The following is a 25,576-nucleotide window of genomic DNA, read 5'->3' on the forward strand; positions in this document are numbered from 1 at the left end:
GAACCTCCCCAGGCTCTGCGAGAGCCCTCCAGATCGTTACGCACAGGCGCAGAAAGAGCATGGCGACGGGGCAATGGCCTCGTATGTCGCCCTCTTTAATTTCCTTTTCGCATCGATTCACAAGTGTTGAGGACTTGCTTAAGAGGGAATCTCAATTACTGCATAAATATGATGAGCAGACTGCTCATCCAGAAAGCTTCCAGCGGATTTCCAACTTATCGGGAATCCGTACACAGGTCAAATGCCGAGCTTATTTATCCAGAAATGTGCTAACAGACATTCATCACATTGATTTAAAAGGATGTTTAATCATTTTTACATTCAGTTATGGCTGCATATAGCAGGGGGAGAGTGTGATCTGACTCACTATAGTAATACGCTGTTTCCACTGTTCTGTTCTGACATGACTTTTATTAGCAGATTATTATCCTGCTTGCGTGGTTGGTACCGCATAATCCCACTGTTTTTGAGGTAGAGACCTATTTCTGCAAATTTACCTTTCAGCATAAGGAAAAGTAATCGCCCGGAGGGTGAATGAAATAGCGGTTATGTTGACTGATTATGCATTGGATAAAGCCTTCCCGGGCGATTGATCCAGGTCATCGCCGATGAAAGCTAATAGTGGCAGGCTACGCCCTTTGGTTTGGGCGGCCTTTCAGATTATGCAGTTACAAAAATTAGTCAATATGTTTGGTGGGGATCTTGCCCGTCGCTATGGCGAAAAAGTTCATAAGCTGACGCTGCACGGCGGTTTTAGCTGCCCAAACCGCGATGGGACCCTGGGCCGCGGTGGCTGCACTTTCTGCAATGTCGCCTCCTTCGCCGATGAGGCGCAGCAGTATCGCTCAATCGCGGCGCAGCTTACCGAACAGGCACAGCGCGTTAATCGCGCCCGACGCTATCTCGCTTACTTTCAGGCCTATACCAGCACCTGGGCGGAAGTGCAGGTGCTGCGCGAGATGTACCAGCAGGCGCTGAGCCAGGCCAATATGGTGGGATTATGTGTCGGAACGCGTCCCGACTGCGTGCCGGACGCGGTGCTGGATCTGCTGTGTGAATACCGTCAGCAGGGGTTTGAGGTATGGCTGGAGCTGGGCTTACAAAGCGCGCACGATAAAACCCTGCACCGCATCAATCGCGGCCATGATTTCGCCTGCTATCAAAACACCACGCGGCTCGCCCGCGCTCACGGTCTGAAGGTCTGTACTCATCTGATTGTTGGTCTGTCGGGTGAGCGGCTGCCAGATTGCATGGCGACGCTGGAGCGCGTGGTCGAAACCGGCGTCGACGGCATCAAACTGCACCCGCTGCATATTGTGAAAGGCAGCATTATGGCAAAAGCCTGGGAGGCGGGGCGCCTTAACGCCATCGGGCTTGAGGAGTACACCGTCATTGCTGGTGAGATGATTCGCCACACGCCGCCAGAGGTAATCTACCACCGCGTTTGTGCCAGCGCGCGCCGTCCCACCCTACTGGCGCCGCTGTGGTGCGAAAACCGTTGGACCGGCATGGTCGAACTCAACCGCTACCTTAATGAACACGGCGGCCAGGGCTCGGCGCTGGGGCGCTGCTGGACGCCACCCACCTGATAATGGGTCAACCACACATTATTGCCGCATTTTTCGCACAAGCTTCAACGCCTTGCTCAGAATTGAGTATTATTGAGCGGACTTGTTTAAGGAAAACGCTATGAAGCAAATCCGTTTACTGGCGCAATATTACGTCGACCTGATGATGAAGCTCGGTCTGGTGCGCTTTTCCATGCTGTTGGCGCTGGCGCTGGTGGTGCTGGCCATCGTAGTGCAAATGGCGGTCACGATGGTGTTGCAGGGGCAGGTAGAGCGTATAGACGTGATCCGCTCTATCTTCTTTGGCCTGCTGATCACCCCCTGGGCAGTCTACTTTTTATCGGTAGTGGTTGAGCAACTGGAGGAGTCGCGCCAGCGCTTATCGCGGCTGGTGGAGAAGCTGGAAGAGATGCGCGAGCGCGATCTTAAGCTCAACGTGAAGCTTAAAGACAACATCATGCAGCTTAACCAGGAGATCAGCGACCGCGAAAAAGCCGAAGCGGAACGACAGGCAACGTTTGAGCGGCTGAAGATAGAGATGCAGGAGCGCGAGCAGACGCAGATCCAGCTTGAACAGCAATCCTCTTTTCTACGCTCTTTCCTTGATGCTTCGCCGGACCTGGTCTTCTATCGCAATGAAGATAAAGAGTTTTCTGGCTGCAACCGCGCCATGGAGCTGCTCACCGGCAAAAGCGAAAAGCAGCTGATTCACCTCAAGCCGCAGGATGTCTACTCGCCGGAAGCGGCGCAAAAAGTGATTGAAACTGACGAGAAGGTGTTTCGTCACAATGTCTCGCTCACCTATGAACAGTGGCTTGATTACCCCGATGGCCGTAAAGCTTGCTTTGAAATCCGCAAAGTTCCCTATTATGACCGCGTCGGTAAACGCCACGGATTGATGGGCTTCGGGCGCGATATAACCGAGCGCAAGCGCTATCAGGACGCGCTGGAGCGCGCCAGCCGCGACAAAACCACCTTTATTTCCACCATCAGCCATGAACTGCGCACGCCGCTTAACGGCATCGTCGGGTTAAGCCGCATCCTGCTGGATACCGATCTGGCACCTGAGCAGGAGAAGTACCTTAAAACGATCCATGTCTCGGCGGTGACGCTGGGCAATATTTTCAACGATATTATCGACATGGATAAGATGGAGCGGCGCAAAGTGCAGCTTGATAACCAGCCGCTCGACTTCACCAGCTTCCTTGCGGATCTGGAGAACCTCTCCGGGCTGCAGGCGCATCAGAAAGGGCTGCGTTTCGAGCTGGAGCCGACGCTGCCGCTGCCGCATCAGGTAATTACTGATGGTACCCGTTTGCGGCAGATCCTCTGGAACCTTATCAGCAACGCCGTCAAATTTACCCGCGAAGGGCAGGTGACGGTGCGCGTGCGCTACGACGAGGGTGAGATCCTCCATTTCGAAGTGCAGGACTCCGGGATCGGCATTCCGCGAGATGAACAGGACAAAATCTTCGCCATGTATTACCAGGTGAAAGATAGCCACGGCGGCAAACCCGCCACCGGCACCGGCATTGGGCTTGCGGTCTCACGCCGTCTGGCGAAAAGCATGGGTGGCGATATCACCGTCAGTAGCCAGCCCGGCAACGGTTCGCTCTTTACGTTGACCGTCCATGCGCCGGCGGTGGCTGAAGAAGTTGATGACGCCTTCGAAGAGGATGAGATGCCCCTACCGGCGCTGCATGTGCTGCTGGTGGAAGATATCGAACTCAACGTGATTGTCGCGCGCTCGGTGCTGGAGAAGCTCGGCAACAGTGTCGATGTGGCGATGACTGGCGGTGCCGCGCTGGAGATGTTCGCGCCGGGCGAATATGACCTTGTACTGCTCGATATTCAGTTGCCGGATATGACCGGGCTGGATATCTCGCGCGCGCTAACCAGCCGCTATTCACGTGACGAACTGCCGCCGCTGGTGGCGCTGACCGCTAACGTGCTGAAAGATAAGCAAGAGTACCTGGATGCGGGTATGGATGATGTCTTAAGCAAACCGCTGGCAGTGCCAGCATTGACGGCGATGATCAAGAAGTTCTGGGATGCCGGAGATGAGGAGGAGGAGCAGGTGGCAGCGATAGACAACGAAAAGGCGCAAACTCTGCTGGATACCGCCATGCTTGAGCAGTATCTCGAACTGGTTGGGCCGAAGCTCATTACCGATGGGCTGGCGGTGTTTGAGAAGATGATGCCGGGCTACCTGAGCGTGCTGGAGTCGAACCTCACCGCGCGCGATCAGAAAGGGATTGTTGAAGAGGGGCACAAAATTAAGGGGGCTGCCGGATCGGTCGGCCTGCGCCATCTGCAGCAGTTAGGCCAGCAGATCCAGTCTCCGGATCTTCCCGCCTGGTGGGACAATGTCGGCGACTGGGTGGAGGAGATGAAGCAGGAGTGGCGCAATGATGTCGCCGTGCTCAAAGCCTGGGTGGCAGACGCTGCAAAAAAATGACCCCGGATTAACCGGGGTGCGCGAATACTGCGCCAACACCAGGGAAACCGTGGCTGCGCCGTAATTTTGGTTTTAATTGCAAGGGCGCAGTCTACTAAAATTCGACCACACGCACATAAGATAGCAAATCTTAAATGATTTGTTACAGCAATCAGCGAAATGTGTGAAGCAAGGCTCCCTTATCAAAATTTTTAGTTATTGACCGCAATTCGCAGAAAGGATATTTGGCATGAAAAGAGTCGGCGTTGTTCTTAGTGGGTCTGGCGTGTATGACGGTTCCGAGATCCACGAAGCGGTAATTACCCTGCTGGCCCTTGCCCGCAACGGCGCAGAGGCCGTCTGTTTTGCGCCCGATAAAGCGCAAAGTGATGTCATCAATCACCTCACCGGCGAAGGAATGGCGGAAAGCCGTAACGTGCTGGTGGAGGCCGCCCGCATTGCCCGCGGCAAGATCGCGCCGTTGGCGCAGGCATCGGTAAACGATCTGGATGCGCTGATTGTCCCCGGCGGCTTTGGCGCGGCAAAAAATCTCAGCAGCTTTGCCAGCCTCGGCGGCGACTGCGAAGTGGATAATGATTTGAAAACGCTGGCACTGGCGATGCACCGCGCCGGAAAGCCGCTCGGGTTTATGTGCATTGCGCCGGCGGCGCTACCGAAAATTTTTGACTTCCCGCTGCGTCTTACCATCGGCACCGACGTCGATACCGCCGAAGTACTGGAGGAGATGGGGGGAGAACATGTGCCGTGCCCGGTGGACGATATCGTTGTCGATGAAGAGAACAAAGTGGTGACCACACCGGCTTATATGCTGGCAGAAGATATTGCCCAGGCGGCAACGGGGATCGAGAAGCTGGTTGCACGCGTGCTGGTGCTGTGCGAATGAAGCGAGGCGGACGCGGTACGCTGAAGGCCGCGCTTAAACGTATTATTCTGCGCGTGGTGTTAGTGCTGGTGGCTTTCTGGGGCGGCGGTATTCTGCTGTTCAGCTTTCTGCCGGTGCCCTTTTCCGCGGTGATGGTTGAGCGGCAGCTGAGTGCGTGGCTGACGGGGGACTTTGGTTATGTCGCCCACTCTGACTGGGTCAGCATGGATGAGATCTCACCCTGGATGGCACTGGCGGTGGTTGCTGCTGAAGATCAGCGCTTTCCCGATCACTGGGGATTGGATGTGGAGGCGATCGAAAAAGCGCTCTCGCATAATGAAAAGCATGAGAACCGCATTCGCGGCGCGTCGACTCTGTCGCAGCAGACGGTGAAAAATCTCTTTTTGTGGGACGGCAAAAGCTGGGTGCGAAAAGGGCTGGAGGCGGGGCTGACCGTGGCGACGGAGGCGGTGTGGACGAAACGGCGCATCCTGACGGTCTATTTGAATATCGCGGAGTTTGGTGACGGCATATTTGGTGTGGAAGAGGCGTCGCAGCGCTATTTTCATAAACCCGCAAGCCGGCTGACGATGTCGGAAGCCGCGCTGCTGGCCGCAGTGCTGCCTAACCCGATTCGCTATAAGGCCGCAGCGCCTTCAGGTTATGTGCGTAACCGTCAGGCGTGGATCATGCGCCAGATGCAGCAGTTGGGTGGCCAGGGTTTTCTGCAGAGTAACAACCTGCGCTGATTACTCTTCGTCGAACCCGGCGATAAACAGCGCCACCACCGCGGCCAGCGCTTCCTCTTCCTGAGGACCGCTGGCTTCGACTTCAATCTGTCGGCCTTTGGCGGAATCCAGCATCAGCAGGGCGATCACGCTGCTGGCTTCCGCTTCGGTTCCCTCTTCGTTGCGCAGCAGTACTTCCGCGTCAAAGCCCTGTACCAGTTCAAACAGTTTCATCGCCGGGCGCGCATGCATGCCCAGCTTATTGGTGATCTCAACGGTTTGTTTTACGGTCATGTTTTGCGTTTTTCCAGCGTACGGTGACGGGACTGCACGTTTTTGCCGCGCGAGCGGAAGTAGTCCGCCAGCTGTTCAGCGATATAGACTGAGCGGTGTTTACCCCCGGTACAACCGATGGCAACCGTCAGGTAGCTGCGATTGTTGGTCTCCAGCATCGGCAACCACAGCTCGAGGTAACTGCGCGTCTGGTAGATGAAGTTATGCACTTCGGTGTGCCTGTCGAGGAAAGCGGCGACGGGCTTGTCGAGGCCGGTCATCGGACGCAGTTTCGGATCCCAGTGCGGGTTCGGCAGAAAGCGCACGTCAAAGACGTAATCGGCATCGATAGGAATGCCGTGCTTGAAGCCGAAAGATTCGAAGACCATGGTCAGCTCGCGCTCGCGTTTGCCTAAAAGGCGCGTGCGCAGCATCTCTGCCAGCTCATGCACTGACATCTCCGAGGTATCAACAATCAGATCGGCACGCGAGCGCAGCGGCTCAAGCAGATTGCTCTCCTCATCGATGGCGCTCTCCAGCGACAGGTTTTTGCTTGAGAGCGGGTGCAGGCGGCGCGTGTCGCTGTAGCGGCGAATCAGGGTGTTGCGATCCGCATCTAAAAAGAGCAGCTGCGGCGAAAACGCCTCCGGCAAATTGCTCATCGCCTGTTCAAAGATCTCCGGCGACTCCGGCATGTTGCGCACATCGATACTGACGGCGGCAGAGATCTGGCGATCGGCGAGGGTTTGTGCCAGTTCCGGCAACAGCACAACCGGCAGGTTATCAACACAGTAGAAACCCATATCTTCCAGTGCGCGTAGCGCCACGGATTTCCCTGAACCCGAACGACCACTGACGATCATCAGGACCATGGGTCATTTCTCCTCAGAAGGACTGATAAGTAGAGTCTTACCCGGTTACGCATCGCCGCGCTCGCCTTCTGTCTGTGTGATGATCTCGTAGAGCTCTTCATCACTCTGCGCGGCGCGCAGGCGTCGACAAATGGTTTTATCTGCCAGCCGCTTGGCGACCAGCGAAAGCGTGTGCAGGTGCGTTTTGGTTTGATCTGCTGGCACCAGCAGGGCAAAGAGCAGATCGACGGGTTGATTATCGATAGCGTCGAAGGCAATAGGCGTTTCGAGTTGCACAAAGACGCCAACAGCGCGCAGTGTATCTTCCTCAAGTTTACCGTGGGGAATGGCGATACCGTTACCAATGCCGGTACTGCCCATTTTTTCACGCGTAAGAACCGCCTCGAAAACCACCTGCGGCGGCAGTCCTAACTGTTTCGCCGCCAGCTCGCTGATGATTTCCAGCGCGCGTTTTTTACTCTGGCAGTGAACGCCGCTACGGGTACATTCCTGGTTAAGCACTGTGCTCAGTTGAAGAGCCGAATCGTTATTCATCATAATTTCACCTAAGCGACGCCGGAGCCAGCACCCAACCGGGTTGCGGTTGGGTGCAACGCGCCAGACGGACGCCCGGACAATTAGTGTTGTTTCAGTTTATCTTTATGCTTCGTGAGCTGCCGCGCCAGTTTATCAATTAAACCGTCGATAGCAGCATACATATCTTGTCCTTCCGCACTGGCATGCAGTTCGCCTCCATTCACATGCAGAGTGGCATCTGAAATGTGCGTCACCTTTTCCACTTTCAACACAACATAAACCTGATTAATCCTGTCGAAATAGTGCTCCAGCTTGGCAAATTTGCTGTTTACAAACTCGCGCAGAGCATCGGTAATCTCAACGTTTTGTCCGGTGATGTTTAGCTGCATAGTGTCTTCCTTATCGGTTGGGTCACACCAGCTGTTTACGCTGGTTAGACGGCGGAATGGATAAAGATTCTCGATACTTCGCAACGGTTCGCCGCGCGACCATGATTCCCTGATTGGAAAGCAGCGTCGTCAGCTTACTGTCGCTCAGCGGTTTTGCAGGGTTTTCTGCGGCGATCAACTTCTTCACCAGGGCGCGAATGGCCGTGGAGGAGGCTTCGCCGCCGCCTTCGGTATTCACATGGCTGGAGAAGAAATACTTCAGTTCAAATATGCCGCGAGGACTGTGCAGGTACTTCTGGGTCGTAACACGAGAGATAGTGGACTCGTGCATCTCGACGGCCTGGGCGATATCCGCCAGCACCATCGGTTTCATAAATTCTTCGCCCTGCTCAAAGAACGCCTGCTGCTGCTCGACGATGCAGCGGCTGACGCGCAGCAGCGTGTCGTTGCGGCTCTCCAGGCTTTTAATCAACCACTTCGCTTCCTGCAAATTACTGCGAATAAACTGCGTATCGGCGTCGTTACGCCCGCCGCTGCCCATCGCCGCATAGTGCTGGTTGATCTTAAGACGCGGAATGCTGTCGGCATTGAGTTCCACCGTCCAGCGGCCGTTATGTTTGCGCACCAGCACATCGGGGATCACATACTCCGGTTCGCTGGTCTGGATCGACTGCCCGGGACGCGGATCGAGAGACTGGATCAGATTAACCGCCTCTTTCAGCACATCCTCTTTCAGGCGCGTGACGCGCATCAACGAGCGGAAGTCATGGTTGGCCAGCAGATCGAGATGATCGCAGATGATAAGCCGCGCCTCTTCGCACCACGGCGTCGCCTTCGCGAACTGGGAGAGCTGAACCAGCAGACAATCGCGCAGATCGCGCGCCGCAACGCCGACGGGATCGAAACGCTGGACGCGCTTTAGCACCGCTTCGACTTCATCCATGCCGATCTCGTCACTCCCCATGCTCTCGAGGATCTCCTCCAGCGTCACGGTGAGATAGCCGGTTTCGTCCACGGCATCAACGATCGAAGTCGCAATGGCGCGATCCGTATCGGAAAACGGAGTCAGCTCAACCTGCCACATCAGGTAATCCTGCAGTGACTGGGTGGTTTCACCCTGGTAGATCGGCAGTTCATCATCAATGTAATCGTTACTGCTGCCTGACGGAGTGCCTGCGGTGTAGATCTCATCCCAGCTGGCATCCAGCGGCAGTTCGTCGGGCATCTCTTTCTGTTCGAGCGCATCCGCGGTGTCCAGGCCATCTTTTTCCTGAACCTGTTCGCTATCCACTTCTTCGTGAAGATCGGTTTGTTCCAGCAGCGGATTGCTCTCCAGCGCCTGCTGAAGTTCCTGCTGAAGTTCCAACGTGGACAACTGCAAAAGACGAATAGCCTGTTGCAGTTGCGGCGTCATGGCTAGCTGTTGGCTAAGCCGTAGTTGCAAACCTTGCTTCATATTCAGAGCAGCACTCTCCGACAAAAAACGTCAATAAACCTTACCCTATCAGAGTCTGAAGTCTTCCCCAAGATATACGCGCTTAACATGTTCGTCTTCAAGGATTTGCTGCGGCGTGCCGTGGGCGATGAGATGCCCCTGGCTGACAATATAGGCGCGTTCACAAACGGCGAGCGTTTCGCGCACGTTATGGTCGGTAATCAGCACCCCAAGCCCGCTGTCGCGCAGATGCTCAATAATGCGTTTGATGTCGATAACCGAGATCGGGTCAACGCCGGCAAAGGGTTCATCGAGCAGGATAAATTTCGGGTTTGCCGCCAGCGCGCGTGCAATCTCGACGCGGCGACGTTCACCGCCGGAGAGCGCCTGGCCCATGCTGTCGCGCAGGTGATCGATATGGAACTCTTCCATCAGTTCGTTGGCGCGATCTTCACGCTGTTCCGCGGTGAGATCGTCACGAATTTGCAGCACCGCCATCAGGTTGTCGTAGACGCTGAGGCGACGGAAGATGGAGGCTTCCTGCGGTAAATAGCCGATACCGCGGCGCGCGCGCGCATGCAGCGGCAGCAGACTGATATCTTCATCATCAATAATGATGTTACCGGCGTCACGCGCAACAATGCCAACCACCATATAGAAGGTGGTGGTTTTCCCTGCGCCGTTAGGGCCAAGCAAGCCGACGATTTCACCGGAATTAACGGTCAGACTGACGTCTTCGACCACGCGACGGCCTTTATAAGCCTTGGCGAGATTCTTTGCAGTTAATGTTGCCATAACGGATTAGTTACTCTTCTTTTGCGCCGGGGCCGGGGTGGATTTATTGCTCTTGTCCTGCAACTGTGACGGTACCAGCACGGTGGTCACGCGCTTGCCTTTGTCGCTGAACGCCTGCATCTTCTGCTCTTTCACCAGGTAGGTGATTTTGTCGCCAGCAATATTGCTGTCTAACTGCTCGAGATAGGCGTTACCGGTCAGGATCACGAAATCCTTTTCCAGTTCGTAGTGCATCTGCGAGGCGTGGCCTTTCACCGGCTTGCCGTTGTCCTGCATCTGGTAGAAGGTGGCCGGATTGCCGTAACCGTCGATAATCTCTCTACCCTGCTGGCCGCCCGGACGGGTGACCACAACTTTATCGGCGTTGATCTTAATTGTCCCCTGGGTCACGACGACATTACCGGTGAAGGTGACAACATTCCCCTGCATATCCAGCGACTGCTGATCGGAGTCGATGTGGATCGGCTGTTCGGTATCCCCGGTCACAGCGAGCGCCGGAAGCGCGGCAGCGAAGAGCGTACTCGCCAGGATCAGATTAAGGCTGCGTTTGTTTGTTTTGAATTTCATAGGAGCTTCTAACCTTTTCAATCAGCTCGGCGTTTTTGCTGCGTAAATTGCCGCGCATTTTCAGGCCGGTGGAATTAAATGTTGTCCCGTATAACGTAACCTGATCGTCTGAGAAAACATCCTGGGTGACCAGGTTGATCCGGGCGTTATCCGTGGTGATTCTGCGTAATTGTGCGTCCGCAGTCAGCGCGTTAACTTCGACATGTCCATAAAGGTAAAGCATTCGATCGTCGGTGAGCTTCGCTTTATCCGACTTGATAGACCAGGTCGGTATTTTGTTCTCATCGAAGGTGGTTAACACCGGTTTGGCGAACCAGCTAATGCTGTCCGCGGAGTAGTACTCCACATTTTGCGCAATCAGACGATAGTTCAGCGCGCCCTCCGGGCTGTAAACGACAGTATCTGTATGCTGGCTTTTATAAGTGGGATCTGAACTGTTTGCCGCGCTCTGTTCCGGCGCATCCTGAGTGGTGTAGTTAATACCAATCAGAACCAGTGCGACCAGCGCCAGCAGAATAATGACCCAACGTCTGGTTTTACTCATATTGATTGCCCTTTGGCTTCATCCAGCTTGCCCTGTGCCAGCAGCAATAAATCACACACTTCACGCACCGCACCGCGACCGCCGTTAATCCGCGTCACGTAATCGGCGCGTGCGCTGAGCAGCGGGTGCGCATCGGCAACGGCGACGCTCAGGCCAATCTCTGCCATTACCGGCCAGTCGATCAAATCGTCCCCAATATAGGCAACCTGATCCGCCGTCAAATCGAGGCGGGCAAGCAGCTCCCGGTAGGCGATCATTTTATCGGATTGCCCCTGGTAGAGATGGGTAATGCCCAGCGTCTCGCAGCGATCTTCTACCAGTTTAGCGTTACGCCCGGTAATGATCGCCATCTCGATGCCGGAGGTGAGGGCGCTGCGAATGCCGTAACCGTCGCGGACATTGAACGCTTTTAACTCTTCGCCATTATTGCCCATATAGATGAGCCCATCGGACAGCACGCCATCCACATCGAGGATCAGCAGGCGAATCTTCGCGGCTTTTTCCATGACTTGCGTGCTAACCGGCCCATAGCAGGTGGCAAGCGACGCGCCAGCATTACTCATTCTTGTGTCCTTCTTTACACCACGCCCGCGCGCAGTAAGTCATGCATATGTAACACACCCAGTAACTGCTCACCATCGGCAACCAGTACGGAGGTAATGTGGCGAGATTGCATCAGGTTCAGGGCATCGACCGCCAGCGTATTGGGACGCACGCGCACGCCGCCTGGCGTCATCACATCGGCGATGCCGAGGCTGCGTACATCGGCACCCATATCAAATACGCGCCGCAAGTCGCCATCGGTAAAGATACCCTCGATCTTCATCAGATCGTCGCAGATCACCGTCATACCTAAATTCTTACGTGTGATCTCCAGTAACGCATCACGCAGGCTGGCCTCTTTGCTGACGTGCGGGATCTCATCCCCGGTGTGCATGATGTCATTCACACGCAGCAGCAGTTTACGGCCCAGCGCACCGCCCGGATGGGAGAGGGCAAAATCTTCCGCGGTAAAGCCGCGCGCTTTCAGCAGCGCCACGGCCAACGCATCGCCCATCACCAGCGCAGCGGTGGTGCTGGATGTCGGGGCAAGTCCCAGCGGGCAGGCCTCTTTCGGCACTTTTACGCATAAATGGATATCCGCCGCGCGCGCCATACTGCTCTCGGGCCGGCTGGTCATGCAAATTAGTGCGACCTTCAGGCGCTTGAGTACCGGGATTAGCGCGAGGATCTCATTGGACTCACCGGAGTTCGACAGGGCAATGACCACATCCTGAGGAGTGACCATACCCAGGTCGCCGTGCGCTGCTTCACCAGGGTGTACGAAAAACGCGGGCGTGCCGGTGCTGGCAAAGGTCGCCGCCATTTTCCGGCCAATATGGCCCGATTTGCCCATGCCCATGACCACGACTTTGCCAGCACAATAAACGATACTTTCACACGCGCGGGTGAAATCTTCATTAATGTACTGATCGAGCTGTGCGAGGCCTTCACGTTCAATCGCCAGAACGTCTTTGCCGGCTTGTTGAAAGTCAAAACCCGGCTGCAAATCTATTTGCGACATAGTGCGTATCCGATTATCCCGTCAAAAGCGGCGACAGCCAGTAGAGCATCGCCAGCCATATGATAAATCCACCGAACAACAGCCCCCCGATGCCACGACCGATCTGCTTGCGTCGCCAGCAGATAAGCGCGAAAAGGGCGCTGACCAGCGCCATTACCCCGTAATCGCGCGTGAACGCCATCGGGTTAAAGCTGCCTGGCGCAATCAGTGCCGGCAAGCCAAGCACGATCGCGATATTAAAAATGTTGGAGCCGATAAGGTTGCCGATGGCGATATCGTCTTCCCCTTTGCGCGCACCCGCAATGGCGGTAGCAAGCTCAGGAAGGCCGGTACCGATGGCGATAACCGTCAGGCCGATAGTCAGTTCGCTGATGGCGAAGAAGTTTGCCACCACCGTGGCGTTATCCACCACCATGCGCGTCGCCATCGGCATGATAATTAGCGCCACGCCCAGCCAGAGGCAGGCAACCGACACACTGCCCTCTCGCGGCAGCTCGGCCAGCTGCTCGCGCGTCAGGCTGTCATTACCCTGGCGTTCGGCCAGGCGGGCGATTTTAACAATGAACACCAGCCATAGCACGGCTAATAACAGTAAAAAGATGCCGTCTACGGGCGTAAGCCGCCCATCATACAGCACGACGCCCGCCAGCAGGCTAGCTACTAAGGTTAACGGCAATTCACGGCGCAGAATATCGGAATGCACGGTAAAAGGGTGTAAAAGCGCGGCAACACCGAGGATCAGCAGGATGTTGGTGATGTTTGATCCGATCGCGGTGCCGATGGCGAGATCCAGCTGACCATGCAGCGAGGCGGCGACAGAAGTGATGATTTCTGGCAACGAGGTGCCAATACTGACCACCGTCATACCAATAATTAACGGCGGAACGCCAAGCGCGCGGCAAAGAATGGAGGCGGCAAACACCAGACGATCGGCACTGTAGACCACAAGTAGTAAACCAATTATCAATAGCGCCGTCGCTAAGAGCATCTAACGTCCTTTCTTCAGGTATAATTTCGCCGTTTCGCAGGCCGCTATACCGGGTTAAAACCGGAACTTCCGCGTAGCGTAATGATTCCTAATTTTGACTTTATGCGGCTCAAAAGTAAAACAAATGCCAGCTTTCGCTAACCTGGGCGGGTAATATTCTGTAAAAATGCTGGGTTCGTGATGATATCAAGCGTAATGCTTGCGGCCCACAGGGTGATAAGGAAGAGGAAATGAGCCAGACAGTGGCGAATTTGGTCGATGTTCGTGGCGTCAGCTTCTCCCGAGGCAGCCGCCCGATCTTCGACAATATTTCACTGACCGTGCCGCGCGGGAAAATTACCGCCATTATGGGGCCGTCAGGGATTGGTAAAACGACCTTACTGCGCCTGATTGGCGGGCAGATCCCGCCTGATAGCGGCGAAATCTTATTTGATGGCGAAAACGTGCCGGCAATGTCGCGTTCACGCCTCTTCACCGTGCGCAAGAGAATGAGCATGCTCTTTCAGTCCGGCGCGCTCTTCACTGATATGAATGTGTTCGATAACGTCGCCTATCCGCTGCGCGAACATACCACTTTGCCACCAGCGCTGTTGCACAGCACGGTGATGATGAAGCTCGAAGCGGTCGGGCTGCGCGGTGCGGCGAAATTAATGCCCTCCGAGCTCTCTGGCGGTATGGCGCGGCGTGCGGCGCTGGCGCGCGCGATTGCGCTGGAGCCGGATCTGATCATGTTTGATGAACCCTTTGTCGGCCAGGATCCCATTACCATGGGGGTGCTGGTGAAGCTTATCTCTGAGCTGAACAACGCGCTGGGCGTCACCTGTATCGTTGTTTCCCATGATGTGCCGGAGGTGTTGAGCATCGCGGATTACGCCTATATTGTGGCGGACCGGAAAATTGTCGCCCACGGCAGCGCGCAGGGGCTGCAGGAGAATAGCGATCCTCGCGTGCGTCAGTTCCTTGATGGCATTGCCGACGGGCCGGTTCCGTTCCGCTATCCTGCTGGTGATTACCAGCACGATCTTTTAGATACAGGGAGTTAATACACTCATGCTGTTAAATGCACTGGCTGCGCTTGGCCATCGTGGGATCAAAACGATCGCGACGTTCGGGCGTGCCGGGTTAATGCTGTTCAACGCCCTGGTTGGCAAGCCGGAGTTTCGCAAACATGCGCCGCTGCTGATTCGCCAGCTCTATAACGTCGGTGTGCTGTCGATGGTGATTATCCTCGTCTCCGGCGTCTTTATCGGCATGGTGCTGGGCCTGCAGGGTTACCTGGTGCTGACAACCTACAGCGCGGAAACGAGCCTCGGCATGTTGGTAGCGCTATCGCTGCTGCGCGAGTTAGGCCCGGTTGTCGCCGCGCTGCTGTTTGCCGGACGCGCAGGCTCGGCGCTCACCGCAGAGATTGGCTTGATGCGCGCCACCGAGCAGCTCTCCAGCCTCGAGATGATGGCGGTCGATCCTTTACGTCGGGTCATTTCGCCGCGTTTCTGGGCGGGCGTCATCTCTTTGCCGTTGCTGACGGTTATGTTTGTCGCGGTCGGCATCTGGGGTGGCTCGCTGGTGGGCGTTAACTGGAAAGGGATCGACAGCGGCTTTTTCTGGACCGCCATGCAGAACGCCGTCGACCTGCGAATGGATCTGGTTAACTGTCTGATTAAAAGCGTGGTCTTTGCCATCACCGTGACCTGGATTGCACTGTTTAACGGTTATGATGCGATCCCGACTTCGGCTGGGATTAGCCGCGCAACAACACGCACCGTTGTGCACTCTTCGTTGGCCGTTCTCGGCCTGGATTTTGTGCTCACCGCATTGATGTTTGGGAATTGAGTTCATGCAAACGAAAAAAAGTGAAATTTGGGTCGGCCTGTTTCTTCTGCTGGCATTACTGGCGGGGCTTTTTATCTGCCTGAAAGCGGCGGATGTTACCTCGATGCGTACTGAGCCGACCTACCGCGTTTATGCCACGTTTGACAATATCGGCGGCCTGAAAGCTAATTCGCCGGTGCGTATCGGCGGGGTGGTGATTGGTCGCGTGGAGGATATCTCTCTCGACCCGAAAACCTATCTGCCGCGCGTGACGCTGGATATTGAAGAGCGTTACAACCAGATCCCGGATACCAGCTCGCTGGCGATCCGCACATCAGGTTTGCTTGGCGAGCAATATCTGGCGTTGAACGTCGGGTTTGACGATCCCGAGATGGGAACATCTATGCTTAAGGAAGGCAGCACGATTCAGGACACCAAGTCCGCAATGGTGCTGGAAGATCTCATTGGTCAATTCCTTTACAACAGTAAAGGGGGCGACAATAAGAATTCAGGCGATGCGGCGGCGCAAAATGAAGGGAATACTCAACCTGCGCCGTCTGCGGATCAGACGCATTAACGAGGAGAAGTAACGCAATGTTTAAACGTCTCATGATGGTTGCTCTGCTGGTCGTTGCACCGTTGAGCTCGGCTCTGGCTGTGGATCAAAGCAATCCGTACACCGCAATGCAGGGGGCGGCGAAACAGACTTTCGATCGCCTTAAAAACGAACAGCCGAAAATTCGCGCCAACCCGGATTACCTGCGCGATGTAGTCGATCAGGAACTGCTGCCCTATGTTCAGGTGAAATATGCCGGTGCGCTGGTGCTGGGCCGCTATTACAAAGAAGCGACCCCTGCGCAGCGTGATGCCTACTTCAAGGCGTTCCGCGAATATCTGAAGCAGGCATATGGCCAGGCACTGGCGCTTTATCACGGCCAGACTTACCAGATTGCCCCGGAACAGCCGCTGGGCGATGCCACTATTGTGCCGATCCGCGTGACAATCGTCGATCCGAATGGCCGTCCGCCGGTACGTCTCGATTTCCAGTGGCGTAAAAACAGCCAAACCGGTAACTGGCAGGCTTATGACATGATCGCCGAAGGCGTCAGTATGATCACCACCAAACAGAATGAGTGGAGCGATCTGCTGCGTACCAAAGGGATCGATGGCCTGACCGCTGAACTGCAGTCTATTTCTCGCCAGAAAATCACCCTGGATGAGAAGAAAAAATGACCCAGCAGCTAAGCTGGTCGCGTGACGGTGAACGCCTGGTACTGCTGGGCGAGCTGGATCAGGACGTGTTAAATCCCATATGGGATGCGCGCGCAGAGGCGATGAAAGGGGTCACTACCATCGATCTGCAGGGCGTGACACGGGTTGATACCGCAGGCGTCGCGCTGCTGGTTCATCTGGTTGAGCTGGGTAAAAAGCAGGGCAAGGAAGTGACGCTGCTGGGCGTGAGCGAGAATGTGAGTACCCTCGCTGCGCTCTACAACTTGCCGCAAAGTGCTCTGCCACGCTAATTTTTTCAATACGTTACTATTTTAAGCCCCGTCCAGAGAGTGGATGGGGCTTTTTGCTTGTTTAAGACCGTCGCACTTTCCTCTAAGATGTGTGACTGTTTTCACTTTTAGATGATATTACGCCCATGGAAAATCATGAAATCCAGACCGTGCTGATGGAAGCACTCTCTCTCCAGGAAGCCCACGTCACTGGCGATGGCAGCCACTTTCAGGTTGTCGCTGTGGGTGAAGTTTTTGACGGCATGAGCCGGGTCAAGAAGCAGCAAACCATCTATGGCCCGCTGATGGAGTACATCGCGGATAACCGCATTCATGCCCTGTCGATCAAAGCGTATACGCCGCAAGAATGGGCGCGCGATCGCAAACTTAACGGCTTTTGAGCGCAGGCGGTATGACCCCGCCGCGCGTGTGAATTCTTAACAGAGATCAGATAAATGGATAAGTTTCGTGTACAGGGGCCAACGCGTCTCCAGGGCGAAGTGACAATTTCAGGCGCCAAAAACGCCGCACTGCCGATCCTTTTCGCCGCGCTGCTGGCGGAAGAGCCGGTCGAAATCCGCAACGTGCCGAAACTGAAAGATATCGACACGACCATCAAGCTGCTGAGCCAGCTTGGCACCAAAATTGAGCGTAATGGCTCGGTTTGGATCGATGCCAGCAAGGTGAACGTCTTCTGCGCGCCATACGATCTGGTGAAAACCATGCGCGCCTCGATTTGGGCGCTGGGGCCGCTGGTCGCCCGTTTTGGCCAGGGCCAGGTTTCACTCCCGGGCGGTTGCGCAATTGGCGCACGTCCTGTCGATCTGCATATCACCGGTCTCGAGCAGCTGGGCGCAGAGATTAAGCTGGAAGAGGGTTACGTTAAAGCCTCGGTCGATGGACGTCTGAAGGGCGCGCACATTGTCATGGACAAAGTGAGTGTTGGCGCGACGGTGACGATCATGTCCGCCGCGACGCTGGCTGAAGGCACGACCATTATCGAAAACGCCGCGCGCGAGCCGGAGATCGTCGATACCGCTAACTTCCTTAATACGCTCGGTGCCAAAATCAGTGGCATGGGCACTGACCGCATCACCATCGAGGGCGTAGAGCGTCTTGGTGGTGGCGTCTACCGCGTGCTGCCGGACCGCATCGAAACCGGGACCTTCCTGGTTGCCGCCGCTATCTCTGGCGGAAAAATTGTTTGCCGCAACGCCCAGCCAGATACGCTGGACGCTGTGCTGGCTAAACTGCGTGACGCGGGTGCGGATATTGAACTGGGCGAAGACTGGATTAGCCTCGATATGCACGGTAAACGTCCGAAGGCCGTTAACGTGCGTACTGCCCCGCATCCGGGCTTCCCGACAGATATGCAGGCGCAGTTTACGCTGCTGAACCTGGTAGCTGAAGGTACCGGTGTGATCACCGAAACCATCTTTGAAAACCGCTTTATGCATATCCCTGAGCTGATCCGTATGGGTGCTCATGCAGAGATTGAGAGCAACACCGCGATTTGCCACGGCGTAGAGACACTCTCCGGCGCGCAGGTGATGGCGACCGATCTGCGTGCATCGGCAAGCCTTGTGCTGGCGGGCTGCATTGCACAAGGCACGACCTATGTCGATCGCATCTACCACATCGATCGTGGTTATGAGCGCATCGAAGATAAGCTCAGCGCGCTGGGTGCGAAGATTGAGCGCGTGAAGGGCGAATAACCTTTATAGCTGCAAAAAAGGGAGCAAAAGCTCCCTTTTTTTATCTGCGCCATTGCTACGCTTCGCTCCGTTTTCTCCTGATGAGCTTCGTTTTATCAAGAAAAGCGTGGGTGATGGGATCGTGGTAACGCGAGGGCCATATAACCCAGGGATCGGTATCCAGCGCCCGGGCAATAATTAACTCTCCCTTTGGCCAGGGGCGGGTCAGTGCATTGGCGAGAGTGGATGAACTTAAGCCATTTTTTCGAGATTCAGCCGCCAGCGACGTACCTTTCTTCCGCAGCCCGGCAATAATATCGGCCTGATGCCAGTCAGTATATTTCGTTTCCATAACATCTCCCTGATGAGAATCGGTTTCAACCATTGTTCGCCAACAACGGAGATCACTATACGCATATGGGAATATTTGTTCTAAAAAGTTCAGGCCAATTGTTATGTTTTCAGATTATGCCAAGGCTTGTGCTGCAAGGCTTAGGTGTCAGATAATGGATGTTATGAGAGCTTACTGGAACTTTCCCGCGATGAATCGCGGGAAACAGGAAGATTAACGATCGCGCTGAACGGCGATGTGGGCAAGAGCAATGAGCGCGTCGCGCCACTCAGAGTGTGGGAGAACCTGCAGCGCGGCGATGGCTTTATCCGCCTCTTCTTCGGCACGGCGGCGCGTCCACTCCAGTGACCCGCACTGCGCCATTGCTTCCAGAACCGGTTCCAGAAGATGACGTCCGCTTCCCTGTTCAATCGCTTCGCGGATCATCTGCGCCTGCTCAGGCGTACCGTTATGCATCGCATGCAGCAGCGGCAGCGTTGGTTTGCCTTCGTTAAGGTCATCGCCGGTATTTTTACCCAGCGTTTCGCCATCCGCGCTGTAATCGAGCAGGTCGTCAATGAGCTGGAAGGCGGTGCCCAGGTAGCGGCCATAATCCTGTAGCCCCTTCTCCTGTGCCTCCGAGCAGCCCGCCAGCAAACCAGAACACTGGGCGGCCGCTTCGAACAGGCGCGCGGTTTTGCTGTAAATCACGCGCATGTAGTTCTCTTCGGTAATGTTGGGGTCGTTAACGTTCATTAATTGCAGCACTTCGCCTTCTGCAATCACGTTCACCGCTTCTGACATCACCTCCAGCACCTTCAGCGAGCCGAGGCTGGTCATCATCTGGAAGGCGCGGGTATAGATAAAATCCCCGACCAGTACGCTGGCGGCATTACCAAAGGCGGCGTTCGCCGTTGCCTTGCCGCGGCGCATATCTGATTCATCCACAACGTCGTCGTGGAGGAGGGTTGCTGTGTGGATAAATTCGATTAATGCAGCGATGGTGACATGCGCGTTCCCTTCATAGCCAACTGCGCGAGCCGCCAGTACAGCGATCATCGGACGTATGCGTTTGCCGCCGCCGCTTACGATGTAATAACCCAACTGGTTGATTAATTTCACATCCGAGTTGAGTTGTTGCAGAATCGTCGCGTTCACACCCGCCATATCTTGCGCGGTTAACTCATTGATTTTTTCTAAATTCATCGCAAAAGCCGGGCTTTCAGTCCTGTTTACCACATATCAAAAGTGGGATAACAAAGGGTTACGGGTTTGAATAGTATTGTCGATTGTACTGAAAAAACGCGCCAGATAAACGTTACCTTACACGTTGTGTTTTTTTTCTGCGAGGAGTGATGATCACACTTGTCAACGGCTCGCAATTTGCGTAATATTCGCGCCCTATTGTGAATATTTATAGCGCCCTCTGAATTAATCAGGATAGGTGCGCGGAAGCGGAGTTTTATATGTACGCGGTTTTCCAAAGTGGTGGTAAACAACACCGAGTAAGCGAAGGTCAGACCGTTCGCCTGGAAAAGCTGGACATCGCAACTGGTGAATCTGTTGAATTCGCTGAAGTTCTGATGATCGCAAACGGTGAAGAAGTCAAAATCGGCGTTCCTTTCGTTGATGGCGGCGTAATCAAAGCTGAAGTTGTTGCTCACGGTCGTGGCGAGAAAGTTAAAATCGTTAAGTTTCGTCGTCGTAAACACTATCGTAAGCAGCAGGGCCATCGTCAGTGGTTCACTGATGTGAAAATTACTGGCATCAGCGCCTAAGACCTGAGGAGAGATTTAAATGGCACATAAAAAGGCTGGCGGCTCAACTCGTAACGGTCGCGATTCAGAAGCTAAACGTCTGGGCGTAAAACGCTTCGGCGGTGAAGCAGTTCTGGCAGGTAGCATCATCGTTCGTCAACGTGGTACCAAATTCCACGCTGGTTCTAACGTAGGTTGCGGCCGTGACCACACTCTGTTCGCTTTGACTGACGGTAAAGTTAAGTTCGAAGTTAAAGGCCCGAAAAACCGTAAATTCATCAGCATCGTTGCTGAATAAGTTTTTCGCGTCCCGGTAACGGAAGAAAGCCCCGCAACACGTTGCGGGGCTTTTTACATTAGAAGCCCGGCAAAATTCGGGCAGGGAAGACGTATGAAACAGCAGGCGGGCATCGGCATTCTCCTGGCGCTGACAACAGCGATGTGCTGGGGAGCGTTGCCAATTGCAATGAAGCAGGTGCTGGAAGTGATGGAGCCGCCGACGGTGGTCTTTTATCGCTTTTTAATGGCGGGCATTGGTCTCGGTCTGATCCTGACCTGGAAAAGAAAACTGCCGCCAATGCGTATTTTCCGCAAGCCGCGCTGGCTACTGCTGCTGGCGGTTGCCACCGGCGGGCTATTCGGCAACTTCATATTGTTCAGCTCTTCTCTGCAGTACGTCAGCCCGACCGCGTCGCAGGTGATCGGTCAGCTCTCGCCCGTCGGTATGATGGTTGCCAGCGTCTTTATCCTCAAAGAGAAGATGCGCATCACACAGGTGATTGGCGCACTGATGCTGATAAGCGGTCTGGTGATGTTTTTTAACACCAGCCTGATTGAGATCTTCACCCGGCTGACGGATTACACCTGGGGCGTCATTTTCGGCGTCGGCGCGGCGACGGTGTGGGTAAGCTACGGCGTGGCGCAAAAAGTTCTTCTGCGTCGTCTGGCCTCCCAGCAGATCCTCTTTTTGCTGTACACTTTATGTACGCTTGCGCTGTTGCCACTGGCGAAACCCGCCGTGGTATTCCAGCTGAGCGACTGGCAACTGGCCTGTCTGATTTTTTGCGGGCTCAACACGCTGGTTGGCTACGGCGCGCTGGCGGAAGCGATGGCGCGCTGGCAGGCGGCGCAGGTAAGCGCGTTAATTACCTTAACGCCGCTGTTTACACTGTTTTTCTCAGATTTGTTATCAATGGCCTGGCCCGATGTTTTCGCCAGACCGATGTTAAACCTTGTCGGTTATCTCGGTGCGTTTGTCGTGGTTGCGGGCGCGATGTTTTCCGCTATTGGCCATCGTCTTTTGGGACGCAGGCGTAGTCGTGAAGTGGTCGTCACTGTGCCCCGCTCAGGCGAATGAGTTACGGAGAGTAAAATGAAGTTTGTAGATGAAGCTACGATTCTGGTCGTAGCGGGTGATGGCGGTAACGGCTGCGTAAGCTTCCGCCGCGAAAAGTATATCCCGAAAGGTGGCCCTGATGGCGGTGACGGTGGTGATGGTGGTGATGTCTGGCTGGAAGCGGACGAAAACCTTAACACCCTGATTGACTACCGTTTTGAAAAATCCTTCCGCGCTGAGCGTGGACAGAACGGCCAGAGCCGTGATTGCACCGGCAAACGCGGGAAAGATATTACGGTGAAAGTCCCTGTTGGTACGCGCGTGATCGACCAGGGCACCGGCGAAACCATGGGCGATATGACCAAACATGGTCAGCGCCTGATGGTCGCGAAAGGCGGCTGGCACGGTCTCGGCAATACCCGTTTCAAATCCTCGGTGAACCGTACTCCTCGTCAGAAGACAATGGGTACGCCGGGTGATAAGCGCGATCTGCAACTGGAGCTGATGCTTCTGGCAGATGTCGGGATGCTGGGAATGCCGAACGCCGGTAAATCCACCTTTATCCGCGCTGTCTCAGCCGCAAAACCAAAAGTTGCGGATTATCCGTTTACCACGCTGGTCCCGAGCCTCGGCGTTGTTCGTATGGATAATGAGAAGAGCTTCGTGGTCGCTGATATTCCAGGGCTGATTGAAGGTGCGGCTGATGGCGCTGGCCTCGGCATCCGCTTCCTCAAACACCTTGAGCGTTGCCGCGTGCTGCTGCACCTCATCGACCTCGATCCTATCGACGGTTCCGATCCGGCAGAAAATGCCCGTATCATCGTGGGTGAGCTGGAAAAATACAGCGAGAAGCTGGCTGCCAAGCCACGCTGGCTGGTATTTAACAAGATTGACCTGATGGATCGCGCTGAAGCGGAAGCCAAAGCGAAAGCAATCGCTGAGGCGCTTGGCTGGGAAGATAAGTTCTACCTGATCTCTGCTGCCAGTCAGCAGGGCGTTAAAGACCTGTGCTGGGATGTGATGACCTTCATCATCGAAAACCCGATCGTGCAGGCGCAGGAAGAGCAGCAGCCGGAGAAAGTCGAGTTTATGTGGGATGATTATCATCGCCAGCAGCTCGCAGAGGCCGAAGCGGCTGAAGAAGATGACGAAGAGTGGGATGACGATTGGGACGAAGACGACGAAGAGGGCGTTGAGTTCATCTACAAACGTTAATCTCTGCTTCCCCTCGCTCAGGCGGGTCGAAGAGATAAAAAAATGCCGGGTCAGCATGATGCTCCCGGCATTTTTTATTAGTTGTTCTGATAGATATCTTTGTACAACCGGCTCTCAAAGCGCACCAGCGGAATGCGGCGGTTGCGCTGATCGGCAGGTTCAACTGCATACCCCGAGAGATACTGCACAAACGCCATTCGCTGACCGCTGGCGGTGGTGATAAACCCAGCCAGGTTATATACCCCTTGCAGCGAGCCCGTTTTCGCCGATACCTTGCCGTCCACGCCCGCTTCGTGCAGCCCGGCCCGGTATTGCAGTGAGCCGTCATAGCCTGCTAACGGCAACATGGAGATGAAATTCAGCTCGGTATCATGCTGGGCGATATATTGCAGCACCTGCATCATGGTCGCTGGTGCGAGCAGGTTGTGGCGCGACAGGCCGGAACCATCCGCAATAATGGTATTGCCCAGATCGACCCCGGCTTGCTGGCGCAGGATCTGCCTGACCGCATCTGAACCTGCTCGCCAGGTGCCCGGCACGCCGAAGCGCGCATGGCCAATCATGCGAAAGACGGTATCCGCAATCATGTTGTCCGATTTCTTCAGCATGATTTTCAGCAGATCGTGTAGCGGCGCGGATTGTTTACTGGCGATAACGGTACCGGGTTGATTGACCTGTGTCTGGCGTAGCAGCGTGCCGGTGTAGGTGATACCTGCCTGGGTAAGTTCCTGCTTGAGAATAGCGCCTGCATAGCTGGCACCATCCTGTACGGCAAAGGCGAGCGGCAATGGCTCGGCGCGCTGGGGTAAACAGCCTGTCAGCGTGAAACGGTTGAGATCGCCCGGCACCACATCCAGCTCGCAATATTGCGCTTCCGATGAGCCGCGAGCCAGCGTACGTACCTGGCTGAACATGTTTACCGGGTAGTAAGAGGCGACACGAATGTAGGCTAAATCACCCGCGTTTTGCGCGCTATAAAGCGAAATCGAGAAGCAGTTGCGATCGATGATGGCGGCGGCTGGCGGCGCGCTAAAGCACTGTGTCATATCGTTCCACGGCCAGCCCGGTGCTTTGTCATGGCTGGCAAAAATCGAGGTATCGATTAACACGTTGCCATCAATTTTCTGTACGCCTGATTTTTTCAGCGATGCGACCATGTTGCGAATATCCTGACGTTTTAGCGTCGGATCGCCACCAAATCGTGCAATTAAGTCGCCTTTAAGCGTACCGCCATCGACAGAACCTTTGCTTTCCAGCGTGGTTGTAAAGCGAAAGTCCGGCCCCAGTTGTAATAGTGCCGCCAGCGCGGTGATCACTTTTTGCGTACTCGCCGGCAACGCCATCTGTTTGGCGTGGTAATCAATTTCGGGAGCCTCGGCGCCGACCTTTTGCACCATCAACGCCAGGTTGGCACCGTCCGGAAGCTGGTTGATGTACTCGTCGACATTCGCGGCCTGAACATTCAGGGCTATACTGGTGGACAATCCGATGATAAAGCTGGGAAATCGCATAATCTCGCGCTAACAAGCTGGAAACAGGCCGACATACTACGGCGCATCGACCCGGAAAGTAAACGATGACCCACGGTGAACTTCCGGTTAAAATACGTATCAAATTGAAAAATTGCGCTGACCTGGGGCTTTGTCTCCGGGTCAGTTTTCTTTTGCTCCTGCCCGGCTGTTTACGCCTGAATGCGGGGAGGTAACGCTGACGGGGTGGGGGACTACTCCTAACAGGAATGTTTAAGAGGTATAACAAATGCAAGCTATTCCGATGACCCTACGTGGTGCAGAGAAACTGCGCGAAGAGCTGGAGTTTTTAAAAACCGTTCGTCGCCCTGAAATCATCGCCGCTATTGCGGACGCCCGTGAACATGGCGATCTCAAAGAGAACGCTGAATACCACGCCGCGCGTGAGCAGCAGGGCTTTTGCGAAGGCCGCATTAAAGATATCGAAGCGAAACTGTCGAATGCGCAGGTTATCGATATCTCCAAAATGCCAAAAAATGGCCGCGTTATTTTCGGGTCCACGGTCACCGTGCTGAACCTGGATAACGATGAAGAGCAGACTTACCGTATTGTGGGCGATGACGAAGCCGACTTTAAGCAGAATCTTATTTCCGTGAACTCGCCTATCGCCCGCGGCCTGGTGGGGAAAGAGCAAGATGATGTGGTTGTCATTCGCACCCCAGGCGGCGAAGTGGAGTACGAAATCATCAAGGTGGAATATATTTGATCACTGCGTCAACGTTAATTGTTGACGGATTGTAAAGATAAGAAAAAGGCCGCATTGCGGCCTTTTATGAACTCCAGGAGCGTGGCATTTTGCTCATCTGCTGGCGGAAACCCCTCGTTTTACACTGATTTTGTG

General features: G+C 54.9%; 30 protein-coding genes. 16 read left to right on the top strand and 14 right to left on the bottom strand.

Annotation, left to right across the window (positions count from 1 at the left end; translation table 11 throughout):
* The first annotated feature begins 662 nt into the window (after positions 1-662).
* From mnmL to mtgA, 4 genes are all read left to right on the top strand, one after another.
* Entirely contained in the window at positions 663-1,589 is a 927-nt protein-coding gene (gene mnmL / locus PU683_RS06065; RefSeq protein ID WP_277170659.1) for a tRNA modification radical SAM protein MnmL/YtqA, read from the top strand.
* A 100-nt stretch (positions 1,590-1,689) separates the two neighbouring features.
* Positions 1,690-4,026, top strand: a complete 2,337-nt coding sequence (arcB, locus tag PU683_RS06070; protein WP_277170660.1) for an aerobic respiration two-component sensor histidine kinase ArcB — start codon at positions 1,690-1,692, stop codon at positions 4,024-4,026.
* Positions 4,027-4,255: 229 nt separating this feature from the next.
* A complete protein-coding gene (elbB, locus tag PU683_RS06075) occupies positions 4,256-4,909 on the top strand; it encodes an isoprenoid biosynthesis glyoxalase ElbB (RefSeq protein WP_277170661.1) in 654 nt (217 codons plus the stop codon).
* A complete protein-coding gene (gene mtgA / locus PU683_RS06080) occupies positions 4,906-5,637 on the top strand; it encodes a monofunctional biosynthetic peptidoglycan transglycosylase (protein WP_277170662.1) in 732 nt (243 codons plus the stop codon). The genes elbB and mtgA overlap by 4 nt, the downstream gene beginning before the upstream one ends.
* Here the strand turns inward: mtgA and npr are convergent, their stop codons facing one another.
* From npr to PU683_RS06135, 11 genes are all read right to left on the bottom strand, one after another.
* The gene (gene npr, locus PU683_RS06085) at positions 5,638-5,910 is read right to left on the bottom strand and encodes a PTS phosphocarrier protein NPr (protein WP_023481048.1); all 273 of its coding nucleotides are present in this window, start codon (positions 5,908-5,910) and stop codon (positions 5,638-5,640) included.
* Positions 5,907-6,761 carry an RNase adapter RapZ gene (gene rapZ, locus PU683_RS06090; RefSeq protein ID WP_023480906.1) on the bottom strand — a complete coding sequence of 285 codons (855 nt, stop codon included), beginning with the start codon at positions 6,759-6,761 and terminating at the stop codon, positions 5,907-5,909. Before rapZ ends, npr begins: the two co-directional genes overlap by 4 nt.
* A 45-nt stretch (positions 6,762-6,806) precedes the next feature.
* Positions 6,807-7,298 carry a PTS IIA-like nitrogen regulatory protein PtsN gene (gene ptsN / locus PU683_RS06095; protein ID WP_277170663.1) on the bottom strand — a complete coding sequence of 164 codons (492 nt, stop codon included), beginning with the start codon at positions 7,296-7,298 and terminating at the stop codon, positions 6,807-6,809.
* Between the two features lie 80 nt (positions 7,299-7,378).
* Positions 7,379-7,666, bottom strand: a complete 288-nt coding sequence (gene hpf, locus PU683_RS06100) for a ribosome hibernation promoting factor (protein ID WP_023480744.1) — start codon at positions 7,664-7,666, stop codon at positions 7,379-7,381.
* A 22-nt stretch (positions 7,667-7,688) separates the two neighbouring features.
* Complete coding sequence (rpoN, locus tag PU683_RS06105; RefSeq protein WP_277170664.1) at positions 7,689-9,122, bottom strand: RNA polymerase factor sigma-54; 1,434 nt, start codon at positions 9,120-9,122, stop codon at positions 7,689-7,691.
* A gap of 48 nt (positions 9,123-9,170) precedes the next feature.
* The gene (lptB, locus tag PU683_RS06110) at positions 9,171-9,896 is read right to left on the bottom strand and encodes an LPS export ABC transporter ATP-binding protein (protein ID WP_023480831.1); all 726 of its coding nucleotides are present in this window, start codon (positions 9,894-9,896) and stop codon (positions 9,171-9,173) included.
* Positions 9,897-9,902: 6 nt separating this feature from the next.
* Positions 9,903-10,463: a lipopolysaccharide ABC transporter substrate-binding protein LptA gene (gene lptA / locus PU683_RS06115; protein WP_277170665.1), complete on the bottom strand. Its 561-nt coding sequence runs from the start codon at positions 10,461-10,463 to the stop codon at positions 9,903-9,905.
* On the bottom strand, positions 10,432-11,007 hold the full coding sequence (gene lptC, locus PU683_RS06120; RefSeq protein WP_277170666.1) for an LPS export ABC transporter periplasmic protein LptC: 576 nt from the start codon (positions 11,005-11,007) through the stop codon (positions 10,432-10,434). The genes lptA and lptC overlap by 32 nt, the downstream gene beginning before the upstream one ends.
* Positions 11,004-11,570 carry a 3-deoxy-manno-octulosonate-8-phosphatase KdsC gene (gene kdsC / locus PU683_RS06125; RefSeq protein ID WP_023480796.1) on the bottom strand — a complete coding sequence of 189 codons (567 nt, stop codon included), beginning with the start codon at positions 11,568-11,570 and terminating at the stop codon, positions 11,004-11,006. The genes lptC and kdsC overlap by 4 nt, the downstream gene beginning before the upstream one ends.
* A gap of 14 nt (positions 11,571-11,584) precedes the next feature.
* A complete protein-coding gene (gene kdsD, locus PU683_RS06130) occupies positions 11,585-12,571 on the bottom strand; it encodes an arabinose-5-phosphate isomerase KdsD (protein ID WP_277170667.1) in 987 nt (328 codons plus the stop codon).
* Positions 12,572-12,584: 13 nt separating this feature from the next.
* Positions 12,585-13,559 carry a calcium/sodium antiporter gene (locus PU683_RS06135; protein WP_277170668.1) on the bottom strand — a complete coding sequence of 325 codons (975 nt, stop codon included), beginning with the start codon at positions 13,557-13,559 and terminating at the stop codon, positions 12,585-12,587.
* Positions 13,560-13,789: 230 nt separating this feature from the next.
* On the opposite strand from PU683_RS06135, the gene mlaF reads away from it, so the two are divergent.
* From mlaF to murA, 7 genes are all read left to right on the top strand, one after another.
* Positions 13,790-14,602, top strand: a complete 813-nt coding sequence (gene mlaF, locus PU683_RS06140; protein WP_277170669.1) for a phospholipid ABC transporter ATP-binding protein MlaF — start codon at positions 13,790-13,792, stop codon at positions 14,600-14,602.
* Between the two features lie 7 nt (positions 14,603-14,609).
* Complete coding sequence (gene mlaE, locus PU683_RS06145) at positions 14,610-15,392, top strand: lipid asymmetry maintenance ABC transporter permease subunit MlaE (protein WP_023480856.1); 783 nt, start codon at positions 14,610-14,612, stop codon at positions 15,390-15,392.
* 4 nt (positions 15,393-15,396) lie between these two features.
* Entirely contained in the window at positions 15,397-15,948 is a 552-nt protein-coding gene (gene mlaD, locus PU683_RS06150; protein ID WP_277170670.1) for an outer membrane lipid asymmetry maintenance protein MlaD, read from the top strand.
* Between the two features lie 17 nt (positions 15,949-15,965).
* Positions 15,966-16,604, top strand: a complete 639-nt coding sequence (gene mlaC, locus PU683_RS06155; RefSeq protein WP_277170671.1) for a phospholipid-binding protein MlaC — start codon at positions 15,966-15,968, stop codon at positions 16,602-16,604.
* Positions 16,601-16,894, top strand: coding sequence for a lipid asymmetry maintenance protein MlaB (mlaB, locus tag PU683_RS06160; RefSeq protein WP_277170672.1), 294 nt, complete (start codon positions 16,601-16,603; stop codon positions 16,892-16,894). Before mlaC ends, mlaB begins: the two co-directional genes overlap by 4 nt.
* A gap of 125 nt (positions 16,895-17,019) precedes the next feature.
* The gene (gene ibaG, locus PU683_RS06165) at positions 17,020-17,274 is read left to right on the top strand and encodes a BolA family iron metabolism protein IbaG (RefSeq protein ID WP_023480818.1); all 255 of its coding nucleotides are present in this window, start codon (positions 17,020-17,022) and stop codon (positions 17,272-17,274) included.
* Between the two features lie 54 nt (positions 17,275-17,328).
* Positions 17,329-18,588: a UDP-N-acetylglucosamine 1-carboxyvinyltransferase gene (gene murA / locus PU683_RS06170; protein ID WP_277170673.1), complete on the top strand. Its 1,260-nt coding sequence runs from the start codon at positions 17,329-17,331 to the stop codon at positions 18,586-18,588.
* A gap of 55 nt (positions 18,589-18,643) precedes the next feature.
* Here the strand turns inward: murA and sfsB are convergent, their stop codons facing one another.
* Both sfsB and ispB read right to left on the bottom strand, forming a co-directional pair.
* Positions 18,644-18,919 (bottom strand): DNA-binding transcriptional regulator SfsB, encoded by a 276-nt coding sequence (gene sfsB / locus PU683_RS06175; RefSeq protein WP_277170674.1) that lies wholly within the window; start codon positions 18,917-18,919, stop codon positions 18,644-18,646.
* 213 nt (positions 18,920-19,132) lie between these two features.
* A complete protein-coding gene (ispB, locus tag PU683_RS06180; protein WP_023481026.1) occupies positions 19,133-20,104 on the bottom strand; it encodes an octaprenyl diphosphate synthase in 972 nt (323 codons plus the stop codon).
* Positions 20,105-20,364: 260 nt separating this feature from the next.
* Between ispB and rplU the strand changes: the two genes are divergently transcribed.
* From rplU to cgtA, 4 genes are all read left to right on the top strand, one after another.
* Positions 20,365-20,676 carry a 50S ribosomal protein L21 gene (gene rplU / locus PU683_RS06185; RefSeq protein ID WP_003025032.1) on the top strand — a complete coding sequence of 104 codons (312 nt, stop codon included), beginning with the start codon at positions 20,365-20,367 and terminating at the stop codon, positions 20,674-20,676.
* 19 nt (positions 20,677-20,695) lie between these two features.
* On the top strand, positions 20,696-20,953 hold the full coding sequence (gene rpmA, locus PU683_RS06190; protein WP_017457338.1) for a 50S ribosomal protein L27: 258 nt from the start codon (positions 20,696-20,698) through the stop codon (positions 20,951-20,953).
* Between the two features lie 93 nt (positions 20,954-21,046).
* Positions 21,047-22,012: a DMT family transporter gene (locus PU683_RS06195; RefSeq protein WP_277170675.1), complete on the top strand. Its 966-nt coding sequence runs from the start codon at positions 21,047-21,049 to the stop codon at positions 22,010-22,012.
* Positions 22,013-22,027: 15 nt separating this feature from the next.
* The gene (cgtA, locus tag PU683_RS06200; protein WP_277170676.1) at positions 22,028-23,206 is read left to right on the top strand and encodes an Obg family GTPase CgtA; all 1,179 of its coding nucleotides are present in this window, start codon (positions 22,028-22,030) and stop codon (positions 23,204-23,206) included.
* A 77-nt stretch (positions 23,207-23,283) separates the two neighbouring features.
* On the opposite strand, the gene dacB is transcribed toward cgtA, so the two are convergent.
* Positions 23,284-24,717, bottom strand: coding sequence for a serine-type D-Ala-D-Ala carboxypeptidase (gene dacB, locus PU683_RS06205; protein WP_277170677.1), 1,434 nt, complete (start codon positions 24,715-24,717; stop codon positions 23,284-23,286).
* 247 nt (positions 24,718-24,964) lie between these two features.
* On the opposite strand from dacB, the gene greA reads away from it, so the two are divergent.
* Positions 24,965-25,441 (top strand): transcription elongation factor GreA, encoded by a 477-nt coding sequence (greA, locus tag PU683_RS06210; RefSeq protein WP_277170678.1) that lies wholly within the window; start codon positions 24,965-24,967, stop codon positions 25,439-25,441.
* Positions 25,442-25,576: the final 135 nt, after the last annotated feature.

Source organism: Candidatus Kosakonia sp. 282A-S69 (assembly GCF_029433855.1).
Classification (GTDB): domain Bacteria; phylum Pseudomonadota; class Gammaproteobacteria; order Enterobacterales; family Enterobacteriaceae; genus Kosakonia; species Kosakonia cowanii_A.

Excerpts from the sequence above, each read along its gene's own strand:
- mnmL (WP_277170659.1), top strand. The coding sequence starts at position 663 with ATGCAGTTACAAAAATTAGTCAATATGTTTGGTGGGGATCTTGCCCGT.
- rapZ (WP_023480906.1), bottom strand. The coding sequence starts at position 6,761 with ATGGTCCTGATGATCGTCAGTGGTCGTTCGGGTTCAGGGAAATCCGTG.
- mlaF (WP_277170669.1), top strand. The coding sequence starts at position 13,790 with ATGAGCCAGACAGTGGCGAATTTGGTCGATGTTCGTGGCGTCAGCTTC.
- mlaC (WP_277170671.1), top strand. The coding sequence starts at position 15,966 with ATGTTTAAACGTCTCATGATGGTTGCTCTGCTGGTCGTTGCACCGTTG.
- rplU (WP_003025032.1), top strand. The coding sequence starts at position 20,365 with ATGTACGCGGTTTTCCAAAGTGGTGGTAAACAACACCGAGTAAGCGAA.
- cgtA (WP_277170676.1), top strand. The coding sequence starts at position 22,028 with ATGAAGTTTGTAGATGAAGCTACGATTCTGGTCGTAGCGGGTGATGGC.
- lptC (WP_277170666.1), bottom strand. The coding sequence starts at position 11,007 with ATGAGTAAAACCAGACGTTGGGTCATTATTCTGCTGGCGCTGGTCGCA.
- ibaG (WP_023480818.1), top strand. The coding sequence starts at position 17,020 with ATGGAAAATCATGAAATCCAGACCGTGCTGATGGAAGCACTCTCTCTC.
- greA (WP_277170678.1), top strand. The coding sequence starts at position 24,965 with ATGCAAGCTATTCCGATGACCCTACGTGGTGCAGAGAAACTGCGCGAA.
- lptA (WP_277170665.1), bottom strand. The coding sequence starts at position 10,463 with ATGAAATTCAAAACAAACAAACGCAGCCTTAATCTGATCCTGGCGAGT.
- rpmA (WP_017457338.1), top strand. The coding sequence starts at position 20,696 with ATGGCACATAAAAAGGCTGGCGGCTCAACTCGTAACGGTCGCGATTCA.
- kdsC (WP_023480796.1), bottom strand. The coding sequence starts at position 11,570 with ATGAGTAATGCTGGCGCGTCGCTTGCCACCTGCTATGGGCCGGTTAGC.
- arcB (WP_277170660.1), top strand. The coding sequence starts at position 1,690 with ATGAAGCAAATCCGTTTACTGGCGCAATATTACGTCGACCTGATGATG.
- mlaE (WP_023480856.1), top strand. The coding sequence starts at position 14,610 with ATGCTGTTAAATGCACTGGCTGCGCTTGGCCATCGTGGGATCAAAACG.
- ispB (WP_023481026.1), bottom strand. The coding sequence starts at position 20,104 with ATGAATTTAGAAAAAATCAATGAGTTAACCGCGCAAGATATGGCGGGT.
- mtgA (WP_277170662.1), top strand. The coding sequence starts at position 4,906 with ATGAAGCGAGGCGGACGCGGTACGCTGAAGGCCGCGCTTAAACGTATT.
- ptsN (WP_277170663.1), bottom strand. The coding sequence starts at position 7,298 with ATGATGAATAACGATTCGGCTCTTCAACTGAGCACAGTGCTTAACCAG.
- murA (WP_277170673.1), top strand. The coding sequence starts at position 17,329 with ATGGATAAGTTTCGTGTACAGGGGCCAACGCGTCTCCAGGGCGAAGTG.
- mlaD (WP_277170670.1), top strand. The coding sequence starts at position 15,397 with ATGCAAACGAAAAAAAGTGAAATTTGGGTCGGCCTGTTTCTTCTGCTG.
- rpoN (WP_277170664.1), bottom strand. The coding sequence starts at position 9,122 with ATGAAGCAAGGTTTGCAACTACGGCTTAGCCAACAGCTAGCCATGACG.
- dacB (WP_277170677.1), bottom strand. The coding sequence starts at position 24,717 with ATGCGATTTCCCAGCTTTATCATCGGATTGTCCACCAGTATAGCCCTG.
- PU683_RS06195 (WP_277170675.1), top strand. The coding sequence starts at position 21,047 with ATGAAACAGCAGGCGGGCATCGGCATTCTCCTGGCGCTGACAACAGCG.
- lptB (WP_023480831.1), bottom strand. The coding sequence starts at position 9,896 with ATGGCAACATTAACTGCAAAGAATCTCGCCAAGGCTTATAAAGGCCGT.
- elbB (WP_277170661.1), top strand. The coding sequence starts at position 4,256 with ATGAAAAGAGTCGGCGTTGTTCTTAGTGGGTCTGGCGTGTATGACGGT.
- PU683_RS06135 (WP_277170668.1), bottom strand. The coding sequence starts at position 13,559 with ATGCTCTTAGCGACGGCGCTATTGATAATTGGTTTACTACTTGTGGTC.
- kdsD (WP_277170667.1), bottom strand. The coding sequence starts at position 12,571 with ATGTCGCAAATAGATTTGCAGCCGGGTTTTGACTTTCAACAAGCCGGC.
- mlaB (WP_277170672.1), top strand. The coding sequence starts at position 16,601 with ATGACCCAGCAGCTAAGCTGGTCGCGTGACGGTGAACGCCTGGTACTG.
- sfsB (WP_277170674.1), bottom strand. The coding sequence starts at position 18,919 with ATGGAAACGAAATATACTGACTGGCATCAGGCCGATATTATTGCCGGG.
- hpf (WP_023480744.1), bottom strand. The coding sequence starts at position 7,666 with ATGCAGCTAAACATCACCGGACAAAACGTTGAGATTACCGATGCTCTG.
- npr (WP_023481048.1), bottom strand. The coding sequence starts at position 5,910 with ATGACCGTAAAACAAACCGTTGAGATCACCAATAAGCTGGGCATGCAT.